Genomic DNA, 16,284 nt, shown 5'->3' with positions numbered 1-16,284 from the left:
TCTATCCTATGAAAAAAATAGTTAGAAATAAGTTTGTGCTTTTAACCTTAGCTGCAACTATTTTTTTAAGCACCACGGCTTTTAAAAACGATTTCTTTGAAATTGCAAAGCAGATTGAAATTTTCACTACACTCTTCAAAGAGCTCAACATGAACTATGTTGATGAAACTAATCCTGGCGATTTAATGGATACTGCCATAAAAAGCATGTTAGCAGACCTTGATCCATATACCAATTTTATGAACGAACAGGATGTGGAAGCTGCCAGAATTAATAATACTGGAGATTATACTGGTATTGGAGCTAAAGTAAAAACCTTTAAAGACAAGCTGGTAATTATTGAACCATATAAAGATTATCCAGCAGATAAAGCTGGTTTAAAAGCGGGAGATGAAATTATTAAAGTAGGCAATACCTTAATTGAAAATTATAAAGCAAATAGTGGTGACTTGCTTAAAGGCACTTCTGGTTCTAAAGTAGAAGTGACTTATAAACGCCAAGGAAAAACAGGAACAGCCACCATTGAAAGGGCTGAAGTTGAAATTAAAGCGGTACCTCATTTCTCTATGATAAACGATAAAACGGGATATATAGTTTTAAGTAAGTTTAATCGTAAAGCTCATAAAGAAACTAATTATGCATTACGTGATTTAAAAGCGCAGGGAGCAAAACGCATTATTTTAGATTTACGCGGAAACCCTGGCGGTTTATTAAATGAGGCTATTAAAATTGTAAACCTCTTTGTGCCTAAAGGACAACTGGTAGTTACTACTAAGTCTAAAGTAAAAAAGTACAACAAAACCTATTACACTCAAACAGAACCTATTGATACAGAAATACCATTAGTTGTTTTAATTGATGGTAATAGTGCCTCGGCTAGTGAAATAGTGTCTGGCTCTCTTCAAGATCTTGATAGAGCTGTAATTGTGGGTTCTAGAAGTTTTGGAAAAGGCTTGGTACAGCGCCCTAAGCCCCTCACCTATGGTACTCAGGTAAAAATTACTATTTCTAGATATTATACACCTTCAGGAAGATGTATTCAATCATTAGATTATTGGAATAGAGATGAAAAAGGTGAAGCGGTACGAGTGAAACAAGAAAATTATAATGAGTTTAAAACCAAAAACGGACGTAAAGTCTTTGATGGTGGAGGTGTTTACCCCGATGTAACTTTTGAAGCTTCTAAAAATTCAACGGTTACTAATGCTATATTAAATGATAACTTAGTTTTTAACTTTGCTACCGATTATTTTTATAAAAACAATCTTAGTAATGTCAATGATTTAACCCTGAATGACTCTGATTTTTCAAGTTTTAAAAAATACTTAAAAACCAATGATTTTTCATTCAAAACTAAAACAGAAAAAGATCTGTTTAAAGCCTTTGAAACAGCCACTAATGAAGAGTTAAATGACAATATTGAAAAAGATTTTAACAACTTAATTTCGAACTTAAATCGTTCAAAAGAAGATGTTATCACAGAAAATAAAACTTTCTTATTAGAGTTGTTAACAGAAGAAATTGTTAAAAGATATGTTTACAGAGAAGGGTTGTATGAATATTACAAAATTCATGATCCAAAAATTAAAAAAGCCACAGAAATATTAAGTAACCAATCTACATATGTGGGTTATTTAAAATAATTTATAGGTGAAAACAGTTATTCTCTTGTAAATTCTTTAAAAATAGTATCTTTATATACTTGTTTTTTTATCCTACTATGAATAAACCATTTGTATTTATTTTATTATTTCAATTACTATCAAATATGTTAGTTTTTTCTCAGAAAAACTTAACACATGAGGTTTATTTTGATACAGATAAATATGAAGTTCCTTCAACTGAAGAAAGTAGATTATTACTCTTTATTTCAAGCTTAAATGAGGTAGAGATTAAATCAATAGCTATTTTTGGGTTTTGTGATGACATAGGTGCACCATCATATAATTTAAAATTATCCCAACAACGTGCTAATGCTATAAAAAATATATTTTCAGAAAATGAAATTAGTGAAGAAATGATAACACATGTTGATGGGAAAGGCGAAATTTTATTAAAAATAGTTGAAGAAAAAAACATAAATAAAATTCGTGGTTTAAACCGCAAAGTAGAAATTATTGTAAACCCTAATCCGCCAATATTACCAGAAAAAGTTAAAGAAAAACCTAAAGTAGTTGAAATAAAGGAAAGTGTTCCTATACAAATTAAAGGAAAACTTAAAGTTGGTGATAAGATTATTTTTGAAAATATTTTGTTTAAAACAGGTTATGCTACAGTTTCTACAAACTCTAAGAAAAACTTAGAATCTATTGCAAAAGCCTTAGTAGAACGAAATGATATTTACTTCACTATTCAAGGACACGTTTGCTGTACTAAATTTAGTAGAGATGCTATTGATAGAAAAACTAAAAAAAGAAACCTATCTGAAGCTAGAGCTAAATATGTATATGATTACCTCGCGAAAAAAGGCGTTGATAAAAAACGAATGCGTTATATGGGTATGCGTAGAAAATTTCCACTAGGAGGCGATCCAAAATTTGATAGACGAGTTGAAATACTAATAACTTATGTTGGTAAAGAAAACTAATTTTTTATCATACCAACATGCGGAATATCATCTTCAAGATACTCCTCTCCCACTTCTTTAAACCCTATATTATTATAAAATTGTTTTAAATAACACTGTGCAGAAATCTTTATTTTGCTTTCATTAAAACAATCTTTAATAGCATTAATAGAAGCTTCCATAATACTATAACCATATTTAAACTGGCGTTGATTTTTAGCAACTACTACCCTACCAATACTAGCCTCATTAAAATAATCACCTGGTTTAAAAATACGTGTATAAGCAACTAAATCATCATTTTTATAACCTAAAACATGAAGTGCTTTTTGATCTTTTCCATCTAAATCTTGATAGACACAATCTTGTTCTACTACAAAAACTTCACTTCTTAACTGAAGTAAATCATATAACTCCTGTTTAGAGAGTTCATTAAATGTTTTGGTTTTTATTTCTAACATTTATTAATCTTGAACAATAACATCTTTAACATCATCTTTTCTAAATTCTGGTTGAATATTAACGTGATTAATATAGTATTGTTTAAAAACAAATTCTTCTATTTCACGTAAAATAACATCAAATTGAGATAAAGTAATATCCTCATTAAAATCAATATGAGCTTCTAAATGTATTTCTTCTTCATTTAATTGCCATACATGTACATGATGCACATTTTTAATCTTTTCAAAGGCATTAATTTCTTTAACAATCTGTTTAATAGGAACAGAATCTGGTGTAAACAACATTAATACTTTTGTTGAGTCTTTTAATAAATCATAACCCATCCAAATTAAATATATAGCTATAGCTAAGGTTAAAGCACTATCTACCCAATAAATTTGATAAAACTTCATAAGTAAACCACCTATTAACACAGCTACACTTGCCATCATATCTGTTAATAAATGTAAATAGGCGCTACGCATATTCATATTAGCTTCAGAGTCTTTTTTTAATAAAAGTACACTTAAACCATTAGCTACAATACCTAAAAGAGATAACCAAATAACAAGATTAGATTCAATTTCTTCTGGATTTTGAAACCTTTTAATAGCTTCAATAATTAATAAAATAGCGACTATTATTAAAGTAGATGCGTTTATAAATGCAGCTAATATTTCGGCGCGTTTATATCCAAAAGTACGGTGAGCTGATGCTTTCTTTTTTGCTAGTTTGTTAGCAATATAACTTACAATTAAAGAAAGAACATCGCTAAAATTATGTAATGCATCACTTAATAAAGCCAAACTTCCAGAAACTATACCTCCTACAACTTGAGAAGCTGTAATAAGAATATTTAATAAAATGGAAATAAAAAGGTTACGTCCTTTTAAGTCGTTGTGATGATGGGAGTGATTATGACCATTGTGATGATCCATTTAACACGATAATGGTATTTTATCTATTCTATTTTGATGTCTTCCGCCTTCAAACTTAGTATTTAAAAAAGTTTCAACCATTTGTAATGCTTGAGGAATAGCAGTATATCTTGCAGGAATACATAATATATTTGCATTATTGTGTTGTCTAATAAGTTCTACAATTTCTTTAGTCCAACATAATCCTGCACGTACTTTTTGGTATTTATTTGCAGTCATAGCTACACCATTAGCACTACCGCAAATTAAAATTCCAAAATCTACTTTTTGGTTTTCAACATCTTGTGCTACAGGATGAACAAAATCAGGGTAATCTACACTATCATTCGCATCGGTTCCATAATTATTAACTGTAAAACCTTTAACTTCTAAATATTCTTTAATAGCAAATTTATAATCTGTTCCAGCGTGATCGTTTCCTATAGAAATAGTCATAATTCAATTCATGTTTTTATACATTTACAAAGGTAGTAATTATAAACATTGTGAACTGTGCTATTAATTACTTGTTAATAACTGTTTATTACTTTTTAAAAGAAAAATAATGATAATTCAATTATTTTTTCAATCAATAACATTTACATAACATCCAAATAAGTTAATATAAATTTTTAGTTAAGTTATCAGTATCAAAAAGTATAATTATGAGTTATGTTAATTTAAATACTTATTAAAAAATAACTGTTTAATTAGGTTGTGAACAACTGTTAATAGAAAAATTAAATAGCTTAAAATTTAAGTAGTTAACCTATTAATTATTGTTAATTACTTATCAATAAAATTCTATAAAACATATATCAAAATAAAGCTTAATAAAGTTATACCGCTATTAACACACTATAATAACCATCATTTTATTTTTTAAATTTTTAAAAGAAAATAGTATTATAATATATAATGTTCATAACCTTCATTTTTCAAATTTAACTTTAAGAAAATATGGTTAAATATTAAAAGTGTAGCTTTGTATAAAATAAATAGCTAATCTTCTCCTAACACAGTGCTATTTAATAACAGAATTTCCAGTAACTTCGGAAATAGAAATGATTACAAAAATTAAATGACAAGAAAAAGAAAAGGGAAATCCAGAAAGAAAGGTATTTCCAACTTAACAAATACAATATTAAGTATATTAAAAAAAGATAGAAACCAAGCCTTTAATTACAAACAAATAGCTGCTAAACTTGGTGTAAATGACGCTAGCAGCAGAAATCAAATTATTAAAACCTTAGCTAAACTTGCTGCTAAACAAGAAATAGAACAAGTAGACAGAGGTAAGTTTAAAGCTATTATTAATACAGAATATCACACGGGTATTTTAGATTTATCAGCTAAAGGATCTGGTTATGTTATATGCGATGATTTTGATGAAGATGTGTTTATAGCTTCAAACAACATTAATAAAGCATTAAGTGGTGATGAGGTTGAATTTTACGTTTACAAACGAAGAAAACGCGGTAAAGTAGAAGGTGAAATTACCAATATTATTAAGCGCGAAAAAAGCGAGTATGTTGGCGTAATTCAAATTAATAAAAATTCAAATTATGCTTTTGTAGTACCAGATAGTAATAAAATGTACAAAGATATTTTTGTACCAATTAATAAAACTTTTAAAGCAGAAGATGGTGATAAAGTTTTAGTAAAACTTGAAGATTGGCCAGAAAAAGCAGATTCTCCATACGGTAAAGTAGTTAAAATACTTGGTAAACCTGGAGAGCATAATACAGAGATTCATGCTATTCTTGCAGAATATGGTTTGCCACATGAATTTCCATATGAAGTAGAAGATTTTGCAAATAAAATAGATACCTCTATAACAGAAGAAGAAATAGCAAAACGAAGAGATATGCGTAAAGATTTAACCTTTACTATAGATCCGAAAGATGCTAAGGATTTTGATGATGCTTTATCTTATGAAGTGCTTGATAATGGATTGTATGAAATAGGAATTCATATTGCTGATGTATCTCATTATTTAAAAGAAGGTACGGTATTGGATGACGAAGCTTTTGAACGTGCCACTTCTGTTTATTTAGTTGATAGGGTAGTACCCATGCTTCCTGAAGTGTTATCAAATAATGCTTGTTCACTAAGACCACACGAAGAAAAATATACGTTTTCAGCTGTATTTCAAATAAATGATAAGGCTGAAATTAAAAACCAGTGGTTTGGTAGAACGGTTACTTATAGTGATGCTCGTTATGCTTACGAAGAAGCACAGGCGGTTATAGAATCTAAAACAAATCAAATTCCAGCAGAAGTTTCTTTAATAGGAAAAGCTTATAAAACCGATCAGAAATTAGCTGATGCTATTTTAAAAATGGATGAGTTAGCCAAAATTATGCGTAAAAAACGTATGAGTTCTGGTGCAATATCATTTGATAAAGTTGAAGTTAAATTCAATTTAGATGAGCATAATAATCCTGCAGGTGTTTTCTTTAAAACCAGTAAAGATGCTAATAAATTAATTGAAGAATTTATGCTATTAGCTAATAGAAAAGTGTCAGAATTTATTGGTAAGCAATCGCCTAAAAAGACTTTTGTTTATCGTGTTCATGACGAACCAGATGATAGTAAATTAGCTTCATTACAAAATGTAGTAAGTAGATTTGGTTATAAACTTAATTTTAAAGACAGAAAAACTACATCAGCCACACTTAATAATTTATTAAAAGAAGTAGCTGGTAAAAAAGAACAAAATTTAGTTGATACTTTAGCAATTCGAAGTATGAGTAAAGCTGAATATACTACGCAGAATATTGGACATTACGGATTAGCTTTTGATTATTACAGTCATTTTACATCACCAATTAGAAGGTATCCAGATGTGATGGCACATAGACTACTTCAACACTATTTAGATGGAGGTAAATCTGCAAATGAAGATGTTTATGAAGATAAATGTCAACATTCTAGTAATATGGAAATGTTAGCAACTAAAGCTGAAAGAGATTCTATAAAATATATGCAAATTCGTTTTATGGAAGATCATAAAGATCAAGAGTTTGTAGGAGTGATTTCTGGTGTGACTGATTGGGGAATTTATGTTGAAATAATTTCGAATAAATGTGAGGGAATGGTGAGTGTTCGTGATATGAAAGACGACCATTATGCTTTTGATCAAGATCAATACGCTATGGTTGGAAGAAATACTAAAACTATATATCAATTAGGTGATGAAGTTGTGGTTAAAGTAAAAAACACAGACTTAGTTAAGAAACATTTAGATTTTAATTTAATTGGTAAAAACGAACATTGAGCGTAACATTTTTATAAAAAGTACATCTAACAGAGTAAATAGAAAATTATGGTACTATCAACAACGCAATCTATTGAAGGACATAAAATTGAAAATTATTTAGGTATTGTAACAGGTGTTGCTGTAAGTATGCCAAAAGCTTCTTTTTCTTTTAATATGAAAAAGTATTATGAGTCTTACGGAACCAGGGTTGATGAAATTAAAGAAGAAGCTTTTCAAAAGCTACAGGAAAATGCTATTAAATTAAAAGCAAATGCTGTTGTTGGTATTACTATAGATATTGAAGCATCATCTACATCGGGTGTTATTTTTGTTTCTTTAACAGGAACTGCGGTGAAAATAGTGGTCTAATTTTAAATTTTTATTAAAGTTATTATACAACGGAATAATTCTTGATAATTTTACGTTTAAATTAAAAACCTATAAATATTAATCCATGAAACGTATATCATTATTACTTACTTTTTTTATATCAGCAACAATTATAGCTCAAAATCCTATAGATAAGGAAATAGGGGAGTTTAGCGAGTTAAAAGTTTACGATTTAATTGAAGTAGAACTTGTTAAATCTAAACATAACAAAGTAGTTATTTCTGGAAAAAATGCCGACAATGTTTTAGTAAATAATAAAAACGGTACTTTAAAAATAAAAATGAATTTTAAAGAAATTTTTGATGGAAATGAAACTAAAGTAAAACTATACTATTCAAAAGTAGATGTTATTGATGTTAATGAAGGTGCAAATGTACATTCTGAAGATAAAATAAAACAGTTTGAAATAGATTTAAAGTCTCAAGAAGGTGGTAAAATTAATGTTAAAGTAGATGTTACTTATGCTAATATAAAAGCAGTAACTGGAGGAGTTATTAAAGTAACAGGTAAAGCTAAAAGTCAAAATGTGTCTTTATTAACAGGAGGAATATATAAAGGAGCTGAATTAAAAACTGATAAGACTGAGGTAGCAATTAGAGCAGCTGGTGAAGCTTATGTAAATGCTAAAGATTTAGTAGATGTAAAAATTAGAGCAGGAGGCGATGTATTTATTTACGGAGATCCTGAAACAGTTAATGAAAACCGCGTTTTTGGAGGTAGGATTAAGAGAATGTAGACATAAGGTAATATTATAAATTTAATAAAAAGACCACTTATTTAAGTGGTCTTTATTTTTTTTATAGCTTTAAATTCTATCAGAAAAATCATAAAATATTTCTTTACTTTGTGTAAAGCTTCGTAAAGTTATGTTTGATGATATTTTAACAGCTATTCCTTTCGGAATTGTACTCGCCTTCACTATAGGTCCAGTATTTTTTGTGTTGTTAGAAACCGGTGCCACTAAAGGGTTTAGAAGTGCTTTAATATTTGATCTTGGGGTTATTTTAGCTGATATCATTTTTATTCTGGTGGCATTTTTTAGTACCAATAGATTATTAGATAGAGTAAAAGATGATCCTAATTTTTTAATTTTTGGAGGGGTTTTACTTATTGCTTATGGTATTATTACTTTTATAAAGACTTCCAAATCTTTTAGAGACATTGTTAGAGAATATCATGCCGTAGAATTTAAAAAAGGGTATGGTAGATTGTTTGTAAAAGGGTTTTTACTAAATTTTATAAATATAGGTGTACTTATTGGATGGGTGGTTTTCATTGCCTTAGCTAATACCTTAACAACATCAGAACATGGCGTTTTTGTTTTTTTAACAACTATTTTAGTTACTTATTTATTAGTAGATATAGTTAAGATTGTTGTAGCAAAAAGAATAAAGAATAAATTAAGACCACGTTTAATTTTTAAAACAAAAAAAATTGTGGCTTTGGTTGTTTTGGGTTTTGGTGTTCTTTTACTAGTTCAAGGCTTGTTTCCAGAAGCTTATGAAAAGAACAAGGAAAAATTAGAACAAATTAATCCCATAAAAGAAAAGCTTCCAGAATAACTGAAAGCTTTTTTTGAGGCGTCAAGCGGATTCGAACCGCTGTACCAGGTTTTGCAGACCTGTGCCTAAGCCACTCGGCCATGACGCCACTTATGCTGCAAATGTAAAAAAAAATACGACTTTTTCTGGTTAAAATTTATTTTTTGCGTCTATTAGACATTTTTATCGTCACACGTTCTACATCGCCGCCAATTGGAGGATTTATTTTACTAACCCAAACTGTTGCTTTTTTAACCATTTTATCTTCAGAAAACATCCTATTTAATATACGTTTAGCTACAGTTTCTAATAATTTTGAAGGGATAGCCATTTCTTCTTTAATTATTCTATTTAAAAAAACATAATCTACGGTATCATTTAATTCATCAGTAGTTGCAGATTTTTGTAAACCTGCTTTAACTTTTATATCTACCCTATAATCACTACCAATTTTAGTTTCTTCTTTTAGACAGCCGTGAAAAGCATAAACCTTTATATTTTCAACTTTAATTATTCCCATTATTTTTTAAATAAATGATAAAAACATAATAGGCTAAAATAAGGGGATTTTCCGTAATTTTGGGGCTTATTTAGTTGAAATACATCAGAAAATGTCTGAAGAAAAAAAGCCACTCAATTTTATTGAGCAAATTATAGAAGAAGATTTAGCAAATGGAATGTCTAAAAATAATTTACGTTTTAGATTTCCGCCTGAACCAAACGGATATTTGCATATTGGTCACACAAAAGCTATTGGGATTAGTTTTGGGTTAGGAGAGAAGTATAACGCCCCTGTAAATCTTAGATTTGATGACACTAATCCAGCTAAGGAGGAACAAGAATATGTTGATGCTATAAAGCGTGATATTGCCTGGTTAGGATATAAATGGGATAGAGAATTGTATTCTTCAGATTATTTTCAACAATTGTATGATTGGACTATCCAGATTATTAAAGATGGGAAAGCTTATGTAGATTCACAAAGTAGTGAAGCTATGGCTGAACAAAAAGGAACACCAACACAAGTTGGCACAAATAGTCCTTATAGGGACCGAAGTGTAGCTGAGAATTTGGATTTATTTACACGTATGAAGAATGGTGAGTTTGAAGCTGGAACACATGTATTGCGTGCTAAAATTGATATGGAAGACCCGAATATGCTAATGCGTGATCCTATAATGTATCGCATTATGTATGCACATCATCACAGAACAGGTGATGATTGGTGTATTTATCCTATGTATGATTGGACACATGGTGAAAGCGATTATATTGAACAAATTTCTCATTCCTTATGCTCATTAGAATTTAAACCTCATAGAAAGCTTTATAATTGGTTTAGAGACATTGTTCACAACTACAGTTCAGATACATTACCTCTACCGCCTAAACAGCGTGAATTTGCTCGTTTAAACCTTAGTTACACTATTATGAGTAAGCGTAAGTTGCTACAATTAGTAAACCAAGGAGTTGTAACAGGATGGAATGACCCACGTATGCCTACTATTTCTGGTTTGCGCAGAAGAGGATATACACCAAACGCGTTAAGAAAATTTGTAGAAACAGCTGGTGTTGCAAAGCGTGATAATGTTATTGATGTATCTCTTTTAGAATTCTGTATTCGTGAAGACTTGAATAAAACAGCGCCTAGAGTAATGGCTGTTTTAGATCCTATAAAAGTTATTATAGCTAACTATCCTGATGATAAGGTTGAATGGTTGGATGCTGAAAATAATCAGGAAGATGAAAATGCTGGATTCAGAAAAGTGCCATTTTCAAGAGAACTGTATATTGAAAAAGATGATTTTAAAGAAGAAGCGAGCAATAAGTTTTTTAGATTAAAATTAGGCGGCGAAGTTCGATTAAAAAATGCTTATATCATAAAAGCCGAAAGTGTTGTAAAAGATGCTAACGGAGATATCCAAGAGATTCATTGTACCTATTCTAAAGATACTGCTAGACGAGTGAAAGGAACATTGCACTGGGTTTCTATTAAGCATGCGATAAAAGTAGAGGTTAGAGAATACGATAGGTTATTTATGGATGAAGCACCTGATGGTCATCAGGATAAAGATTTTATGGAGTTTATAAACCCTAATTCTTTGAAAACAATTGAAGCTTTTGTTGAGCCTAGTTTAACTGATGTTAAAGTGGGAGATAGGTTCCAATTTCAACGTTTAGGGTATTTTAATGTTGATGATGATTCTTCCTTAAATAAATTAGTCTTTAATAAAACAGTTGGTTTAAGAGATTCTTGGGCCAAAGCTAAGCCTAAACCACAATCTAATAACAATCAACAAAAACCACAACAACAAAATCAACGAAAGGCGATTGATGTTATTCAGAAATTGGGAAAAAAATACACCAACTTGCCTGAAGCTAAACAAGAAAAAGTAAAAGATGAAATTATAGAGTTAGCTAAAAATGTAAGCTATAATGACCTAGAACCACTTTTTGGTACTGCAGTAAAAAAAGTTGGTACTCGTATTGCAACTGCTATTACGCTTGGGGTTTTAATTAAGAATGGGTTACAGAAAAACGAAGCTATTAACGACTTTATTACAAAAGCTTTAGAGGATAAAAATGAGCTTTTAGTTGCAGAGGTTAAAAGCTTATAAGGGCATTTCATTATTACTATAGTACGCTAAATAATAGCCTTTATTATATTTTTAGTTATATTTAAGTTCTAACTAAAAACTATATAATCATGGAAATGAATTTTTTAGCAATTCTAGTAGCTGCTGTTTCCGCCCTTGTGGTTGGGTTTATTTGGTATAACCCAAAAGTATTTGGAAATGCATGGATGCAAGCAGCTGAAATGACTGAAGACAAAATGAAAGGCGCTAATATGGCCAAAATTTTTATTTTGGCTTTTATCTTTGCTGTTTTATTATCTATGTCTTTAATGCCAATAGTTAATCATCAAATAGGGGCTTTTAGTTTAGCTCAAGGAGAATTAGGAGTGTTACCTTCTTATGACGCCTTTATGGCTGATTATGGCAATGAATTTAGAACATTTAAGCACGGAGCATTTCATGGAGTTATAGCAGGTATTTTTATAGCACTTCCTATTTTAGGTACTAATGCTTTATTTGAACGCAAAAGCGCAAAATATATCTTTATTAATACTGGTTATTGGATAGTAACTATGGCTGTTATGGGAGCTATTATTTGCGGATGGCAATAAAATTTTTGTAATTATTTAACATAAACAAAGACTGAGGTGTTTAACTTCGGTCTTTTTCTTTTCTATTGATAGATTATAAAATATATCGTGCTTGTAATGAGCTACCTGAAGCGTGGGACAATTTTCCATGTGAGGATATTTTTTTAAGAACCGAATTTTTAAAAGGACTCGAGGGGGCTACTCCAATTAATATTACCTCATATTATGTAGCTGTTTTTAAAGAAGAAAAACTTGTTGGTATTTCTGTAATCCAACGTGTACAAATGTATTTAGATGATATTTTTAGACGAACATCTAACAGTAAAATTAGGCAAACAGGTAAACAATTAGTCTCTAAAATAATAAAAGGAAATGCCCTAGTTATTGGTAACTTAATGCATACTGGGCAACACGGCATTTGTTTTGATTCAAACAAAATCTCACAAGATGATTTCTTATCTATAATTCAAAAAGCAATAGATGAATTAACTATTGAAATTAAGGAGAAATTCAATAAAAAGATTCGCATAATTGCTTTTAAAGATTATTTTGAAGATGACCCTATTCATAATAGTTCGGGATTTTTTAAAGAACAAAATCTTTATAAAATTCAGGTTCAACCAAATATGATGTTTAATGTATTAGACTCGTGGGAAACTACTGAAAACTATATTTCAGATTTCAATAAAAAATACAGAAGACGCTATAAAACGGCACGAAAAAAGAGTGCCGAACTTACCTGTAAGGAGCTAGATGAAAACTATGTTAAAAAGAATTCTAAACACCTTTTTAAGCTATATGAAAATGTTTCTGATAATGCCAGGGTAAATTCATTTAAGTTATCTGAAAGTCATTTTTTAAGTTTAAAGAAAAGCTTGAAACATAATTTCAAAGTCTTTGGGTATTTTTTAAATGAAGACTTGGTTGGTTTTTATACATTAATACTTAATAATGAAGCTTTAGAAACCTATTTTTTAGGCTATAACAAAGAGCTGCAGCACAAATACCAAATGTATTTAAATATGCTTTTTAATATGGCTTGCTTTGGTATAGAGAATAATTTCAAAACAGTGGTTTTTGCAAGAACAGCCATGGAAATTAAAAGCTCTATTGGTGCAAAACCAAACACTATGCATGTTTATTTAAAGCACACTAATAGTTTTATTGCTAACACGGTTTTAAAATGTATAGTGAAATATATGAACCCTATGAGAAAGTGGGAAGAAAGGCATCCGTTTAATAAATCCAATTAGTGTTATATTTGAAGGTGTAATAATTTATAACACCCTAGATTATTAGCTTAAAGTCTCTCATATTAGTTATTATAAACAGTTTGGTTTTTTTGGTGGTTGTAATGCTATCAATAATATTCTATAGCCAGTTTTCAAGTGTTTTACAAGATCGAATTCTACAACAGTTAGACTCAATTAAAACCCTTAAGCAAATTCAGTTGGAGCGGTTAATACAATCAGAATGGAATGATTTTATTAATATACCAAGTATTTCACCTTTAAATGATAGTTCAAAACTTATATTACCTAAAAATGAAGATTTTGAAACAGGTATTTACGATTTAACTGAGTACGATATTAATAGTGAACTATCAATTGGTTTGGTTGATGTAGAAAATGGCGTATCCCAATTAAAAACTATCCCTTATAACAAAATAATGAGCATATTGTTAGAGCGCACAGGAATGGGAGAGACGGGAGAATCTTATTTGGTAGGTGAAAACTATAGGATGCGTACCCAATCGCGGTTTTTTAAAGATTCTATCCCTAATGATATCACTGTTAAAACCAAAGGAGTGGTAAATGCGTTTAATGGTAAATCGGGAAAAGGATTATATAAAGATTATAGAAAAGTTGATGTTTATGGGGTATATAGTCTCATAGAAATACAAAATATCAAACTAGCCATACTTTCTGAGATTGATAAAAATGAGGTAGAAGCACCTTTAAGGAGCCTAAAAAGAAGGCTTATGGGGTTAACCGTATTAATTATGGTTATTGCTAGTTTTATTTCATTATTTTTTACAAGGATTATTGCAAACCCAATTTTAAACATGAAAAACAGTCTTAAAATTATGGCTGATGGAAACTACAGGGAGACAGATAAATTTGTCAACAATTCTAATGAAATAAAAGAAATGTTTAATGTTCTTGATAATTTAAAAAGAGCACTACAAGGCGCTGTAAGCTTTTCTAAAGAAATTGGAGAAATGAATTTAAATGCTGATTATATTCCGAAAAGCAATAATGATTCTTTAGGTAAAAGTTTGGTGAAAATGCGAGACAAATTAAAAGAATTTAGATATAACGAACGACTTAATAGATTAAATACCAAAAGACAGCTTGTTGATGGTTTAGAGAATGAAAGAAGAAGACTTTCTAGAGAGCTCCATGATGGCTTAGGGCCACTATTAACGTCATTGAAATTTTGTATAGATAATAAGATTGAGAGCAAATCTTTATTACAAGAAATGACGGGAATTGTTGATGAGACAATTTCTGAAGTACGAATCATGTCAAATGCTTTAATGCCTACAACTATAGATGATTTTGGTGTTGGAGCTACCTTAAAAAATTACTGTACCAACATTAATAATACATCAGGAATTTTAGTAGAGTTTGAAGATTTATTAAAGAAGAAAGGTGGTAGGATTACAAAAAATCAGGAAATTAATATTTTTAGAATAACCCAGGAGCTGATAAACAATACACTCAAACACGCAAATGCCCAAAATATAAGAATTACATTATCAGAATTTGATGATTTTATTTCATTATTCTATTTTGATGATGGTAAGGGGTTTGATACAGGCAGTGTTGTATTAGGCTCTGGTATTATTAATATAAAGGAGCGAGTAGAAATCTGTAACGGAAAGGTTAAGATTGATTCAAAACCTAAAAGCACTACTTTCGAAATAGAATTACCAATAGAAAATGAAAACAATTAAACTAGTTATAGCTGATGATCATGAGTTATTTAGAAATGGCTTAAAGGAGCTATTAAGGAAGTATAATGATATTGATGTTGTTGGTTGTGTAAGTGATGGTATTGAGTTTATTGAATACTACAAAAACAATCAAGACATTGATATTGTATTATTAGATATATCTATGCCAAACATGAATGGGTTTGAAGTATTAGATCAAATAAAAGATTTAACCCCCTCTGTAAAACCTATTATAATATCAATGCATGATGAGGGTAATTATATTGCTAAGTGTGCTAGAATGGGCGCATACAGTTACCTTTTAAAAAACACGGATCAAGATGAGCTTATTAAGGTTGTTAGAGTAGTTAGCAAAGGAAAAAAGCACTTTAGCCCTAAAATATCAGAAAAAATGATTGATTATATGTCTGATAGTACCATAAGTGAAAATGTACTTTCCAAAAAAGAAACAGAGGTTTTGGAGTTAATTTCAAAGGGTAATACAACTAAAGAGATTGCATCTATGCTTTATGTTAGTGCAAGAACTATAGAAACTCACCGCTCTAATATCCTTAAAAAACTAAATGTAAAGAACACTGCGGAACTTATTATTAAAGCTGTGAAAATGAAACTTATATAATTAAGCATCCGTATTTATACGGATAATAATTAGGTGATTTCATATAAGTCTAATTACCTCTTTCCTTATGTAAATTTGTGTAAATTTTAAAAAGAGGAAGTATGAGAAAACTAGTTTTTACTTTAGCTATTATTTTAGTGTCTTTTGGGGTTTTTGCACAGAATAAAAGTGAGCTTAAGAGTCCTGCATTTAAAAACTATAAGCCTTGGTTAAACAAAAGCCTACCTACTTTGGTTTATAATGTTTCTTCCGAAATTAAATTGAAAAGTCCAGCTTCTAAAAACTATAAGCCTTGGAGAGATAATTCTGAAAAAAAACATATGCCAATAACTTATGGTTCAAATAGATCTAAGTTAATGGGACCAGCGTATAAAAATTATAAACCTTGGCGAAAAACACAATAGTTAAAATAACAAAAGC

The 16,284-nt window shown here is 29.8% G+C and carries 16 protein-coding genes and 1 tRNA gene; 12 read left to right on the top strand and 5 right to left on the bottom strand.

Going from position 1 to position 16,284, the window contains the following annotated elements:
* Nucleotides 1-8: 8 nt before the first annotated feature.
* Both FUA22_RS11640 and FUA22_RS11635 read left to right on the top strand, forming a co-directional pair.
* Nucleotides 9-1,643 carry a S41 family peptidase gene (locus FUA22_RS11640; RefSeq protein ID WP_147768515.1) on the top strand — a complete coding sequence of 545 codons (1,635 nt, stop codon included), beginning with the start codon at nucleotides 9-11 and terminating at the stop codon, nucleotides 1,641-1,643.
* A gap of 125 nt (nucleotides 1,644-1,768) precedes the next feature.
* Nucleotides 1,769-2,587, top strand: coding sequence for an OmpA family protein (locus FUA22_RS11635; RefSeq protein ID WP_241664815.1), 819 nt, complete (start codon nucleotides 1,769-1,771; stop codon nucleotides 2,585-2,587).
* Here FUA22_RS11635 and FUA22_RS11630 read toward each other — a convergent pair.
* Genes FUA22_RS11630 through rpiB form a run of 3 tightly spaced genes read right to left on the bottom strand, consistent with a single transcriptional unit; the run spans nucleotide 2,584 to nucleotide 4,383 of the window.
* A complete protein-coding gene (locus FUA22_RS11630; protein WP_147768511.1) occupies nucleotides 2,584-3,027 on the bottom strand; it encodes a GNAT family N-acetyltransferase in 444 nt (147 codons plus the stop codon). The genes FUA22_RS11635 and FUA22_RS11630 overlap by 4 nt on opposite strands.
* A gap of 3 nt (nucleotides 3,028-3,030) precedes the next feature.
* The gene (locus FUA22_RS11625) at nucleotides 3,031-3,948 is read right to left on the bottom strand and encodes a cation diffusion facilitator family transporter (protein WP_147768509.1); all 918 of its coding nucleotides are present in this window, start codon (nucleotides 3,946-3,948) and stop codon (nucleotides 3,031-3,033) included.
* Nucleotides 3,949-4,383 (bottom strand): ribose 5-phosphate isomerase B, encoded by a 435-nt coding sequence (gene rpiB, locus FUA22_RS11620; RefSeq protein ID WP_147768507.1) that lies wholly within the window; start codon nucleotides 4,381-4,383, stop codon nucleotides 3,949-3,951.
* 625 nt (nucleotides 4,384-5,008) lie between these two features.
* On the opposite strand from rpiB, the gene rnr reads away from it, so the two are divergent.
* The 4 genes from rnr to FUA22_RS11600 all read left to right on the top strand — a co-directional run bounded on the left by rnr (nucleotide 5,009) and on the right by FUA22_RS11600 (nucleotide 9,141).
* Nucleotides 5,009-7,207, top strand: a complete 2,199-nt coding sequence (gene rnr / locus FUA22_RS11615) for a ribonuclease R (protein ID WP_147768505.1) — start codon at nucleotides 5,009-5,011, stop codon at nucleotides 7,205-7,207.
* Nucleotides 7,208-7,255: 48 nt separating this feature from the next.
* Nucleotides 7,256-7,558 carry a YbjQ family protein gene (locus FUA22_RS11610; RefSeq protein ID WP_147768503.1) on the top strand — a complete coding sequence of 101 codons (303 nt, stop codon included), beginning with the start codon at nucleotides 7,256-7,258 and terminating at the stop codon, nucleotides 7,556-7,558.
* An 85-nt stretch (nucleotides 7,559-7,643) separates the two neighbouring features.
* Complete coding sequence (locus FUA22_RS11605; RefSeq protein WP_147768501.1) at nucleotides 7,644-8,315, top strand: head GIN domain-containing protein; 672 nt, start codon at nucleotides 7,644-7,646, stop codon at nucleotides 8,313-8,315.
* A 130-nt stretch (nucleotides 8,316-8,445) separates the two neighbouring features.
* Entirely contained in the window at nucleotides 8,446-9,141 is a 696-nt protein-coding gene (locus FUA22_RS11600) for a LysE family translocator (protein WP_147768499.1), read from the top strand.
* Nucleotides 9,142-9,157: 16 nt separating this feature from the next.
* On the opposite strand, the gene FUA22_RS11595 is transcribed toward FUA22_RS11600, so the two are convergent.
* Together FUA22_RS11595 and folB are read right to left on the bottom strand one after the other, a co-directional pair.
* A tRNA-Cys gene (locus tag FUA22_RS11595) sits at nucleotides 9,158-9,229 on the bottom strand.
* Between the two features lie 48 nt (nucleotides 9,230-9,277).
* Nucleotides 9,278-9,640, bottom strand: coding sequence for a dihydroneopterin aldolase (gene folB, locus FUA22_RS11590; protein ID WP_147768497.1), 363 nt, complete (start codon nucleotides 9,638-9,640; stop codon nucleotides 9,278-9,280).
* A 91-nt stretch (nucleotides 9,641-9,731) separates the two neighbouring features.
* Between folB and FUA22_RS11585 the strand changes: the two genes are divergently transcribed.
* The 6 genes from FUA22_RS11585 (at nucleotide 9,732) to FUA22_RS11560 (ending at nucleotide 16,268) form a co-directional block, all read left to right on the top strand.
* Nucleotides 9,732-11,738: a glutamine--tRNA ligase/YqeY domain fusion protein gene (locus FUA22_RS11585; RefSeq protein ID WP_147768495.1), complete on the top strand. Its 2,007-nt coding sequence runs from the start codon at nucleotides 9,732-9,734 to the stop codon at nucleotides 11,736-11,738.
* A gap of 89 nt (nucleotides 11,739-11,827) precedes the next feature.
* Complete coding sequence (locus tag FUA22_RS11580; protein WP_147768492.1) at nucleotides 11,828-12,307, top strand: DUF1761 domain-containing protein; 480 nt, start codon at nucleotides 11,828-11,830, stop codon at nucleotides 12,305-12,307.
* Between the two features lie 65 nt (nucleotides 12,308-12,372).
* Nucleotides 12,373-13,539: a GNAT family N-acetyltransferase gene (locus tag FUA22_RS11575; RefSeq protein ID WP_147768490.1), complete on the top strand. Its 1,167-nt coding sequence runs from the start codon at nucleotides 12,373-12,375 to the stop codon at nucleotides 13,537-13,539.
* 197 nt (nucleotides 13,540-13,736) lie between these two features.
* The gene (locus FUA22_RS11570; protein WP_170309901.1) at nucleotides 13,737-15,245 is read left to right on the top strand and encodes a sensor histidine kinase; all 1,509 of its coding nucleotides are present in this window, start codon (nucleotides 13,737-13,739) and stop codon (nucleotides 15,243-15,245) included.
* Nucleotides 15,232-15,864, top strand: a complete 633-nt coding sequence (locus FUA22_RS11565) for a response regulator (protein ID WP_147768486.1) — start codon at nucleotides 15,232-15,234, stop codon at nucleotides 15,862-15,864. The genes FUA22_RS11570 and FUA22_RS11565 overlap by 14 nt, the downstream gene beginning before the upstream one ends.
* Nucleotides 15,865-15,965: 101 nt before the next feature.
* Nucleotides 15,966-16,268, top strand: a complete 303-nt coding sequence (locus tag FUA22_RS11560; protein ID WP_147768484.1) for a hypothetical protein — start codon at nucleotides 15,966-15,968, stop codon at nucleotides 16,266-16,268.
* Nucleotides 16,269-16,284 lie beyond the last annotated feature (16 nt).

Source organism: Seonamhaeicola maritimus, assembly GCF_008056315.1.
Lineage (GTDB): Bacteria > Bacteroidota > Bacteroidia > Flavobacteriales > Flavobacteriaceae > Seonamhaeicola > Seonamhaeicola maritimus.
The sequence above is the reverse complement of the archived record's forward strand: the minus strand, read 5'-3'. Positions and strand labels throughout refer to the sequence as shown.

What these genes read in the sequence shown, in the direction of transcription:
- FUA22_RS11640 (WP_147768515.1), top strand. Translation starts at nt 9, where the DNA reads ATGAAAAAAATAGTTAGAAATAAGTTTGTGCTTTTAACCTTAGCTGCA.
- FUA22_RS11635 (WP_241664815.1), top strand. Translation starts at nt 1,769, where the DNA reads ATGTTAGTTTTTTCTCAGAAAAACTTAACACATGAGGTTTATTTTGAT.
- FUA22_RS11630 (WP_147768511.1), bottom strand. Translation starts at nt 3,027, where the DNA reads ATGTTAGAAATAAAAACCAAAACATTTAATGAACTCTCTAAACAGGAG.
- FUA22_RS11625 (WP_147768509.1), bottom strand. Translation starts at nt 3,948, where the DNA reads ATGGATCATCACAATGGTCATAATCACTCCCATCATCACAACGACTTA.
- rpiB (WP_147768507.1), bottom strand. Translation starts at nt 4,383, where the DNA reads ATGACTATTTCTATAGGAAACGATCACGCTGGAACAGATTATAAATTT.
- rnr (WP_147768505.1), top strand. Translation starts at nt 5,009, where the DNA reads ATGACAAGAAAAAGAAAAGGGAAATCCAGAAAGAAAGGTATTTCCAAC.
- FUA22_RS11610 (WP_147768503.1), top strand. Translation starts at nt 7,256, where the DNA reads ATGGTACTATCAACAACGCAATCTATTGAAGGACATAAAATTGAAAAT.
- FUA22_RS11605 (WP_147768501.1), top strand. Translation starts at nt 7,644, where the DNA reads ATGAAACGTATATCATTATTACTTACTTTTTTTATATCAGCAACAATT.
- FUA22_RS11600 (WP_147768499.1), top strand. Translation starts at nt 8,446, where the DNA reads ATGTTTGATGATATTTTAACAGCTATTCCTTTCGGAATTGTACTCGCC.
- folB (WP_147768497.1), bottom strand. Translation starts at nt 9,640, where the DNA reads ATGGGAATAATTAAAGTTGAAAATATAAAGGTTTATGCTTTTCACGGC.
- FUA22_RS11585 (WP_147768495.1), top strand. Translation starts at nt 9,732, where the DNA reads ATGTCTGAAGAAAAAAAGCCACTCAATTTTATTGAGCAAATTATAGAA.
- FUA22_RS11580 (WP_147768492.1), top strand. Translation starts at nt 11,828, where the DNA reads ATGGAAATGAATTTTTTAGCAATTCTAGTAGCTGCTGTTTCCGCCCTT.
- FUA22_RS11565 (WP_147768486.1), top strand. Translation starts at nt 15,232, where the DNA reads ATGAAAACAATTAAACTAGTTATAGCTGATGATCATGAGTTATTTAGA.
- FUA22_RS11560 (WP_147768484.1), top strand. Translation starts at nt 15,966, where the DNA reads ATGAGAAAACTAGTTTTTACTTTAGCTATTATTTTAGTGTCTTTTGGG.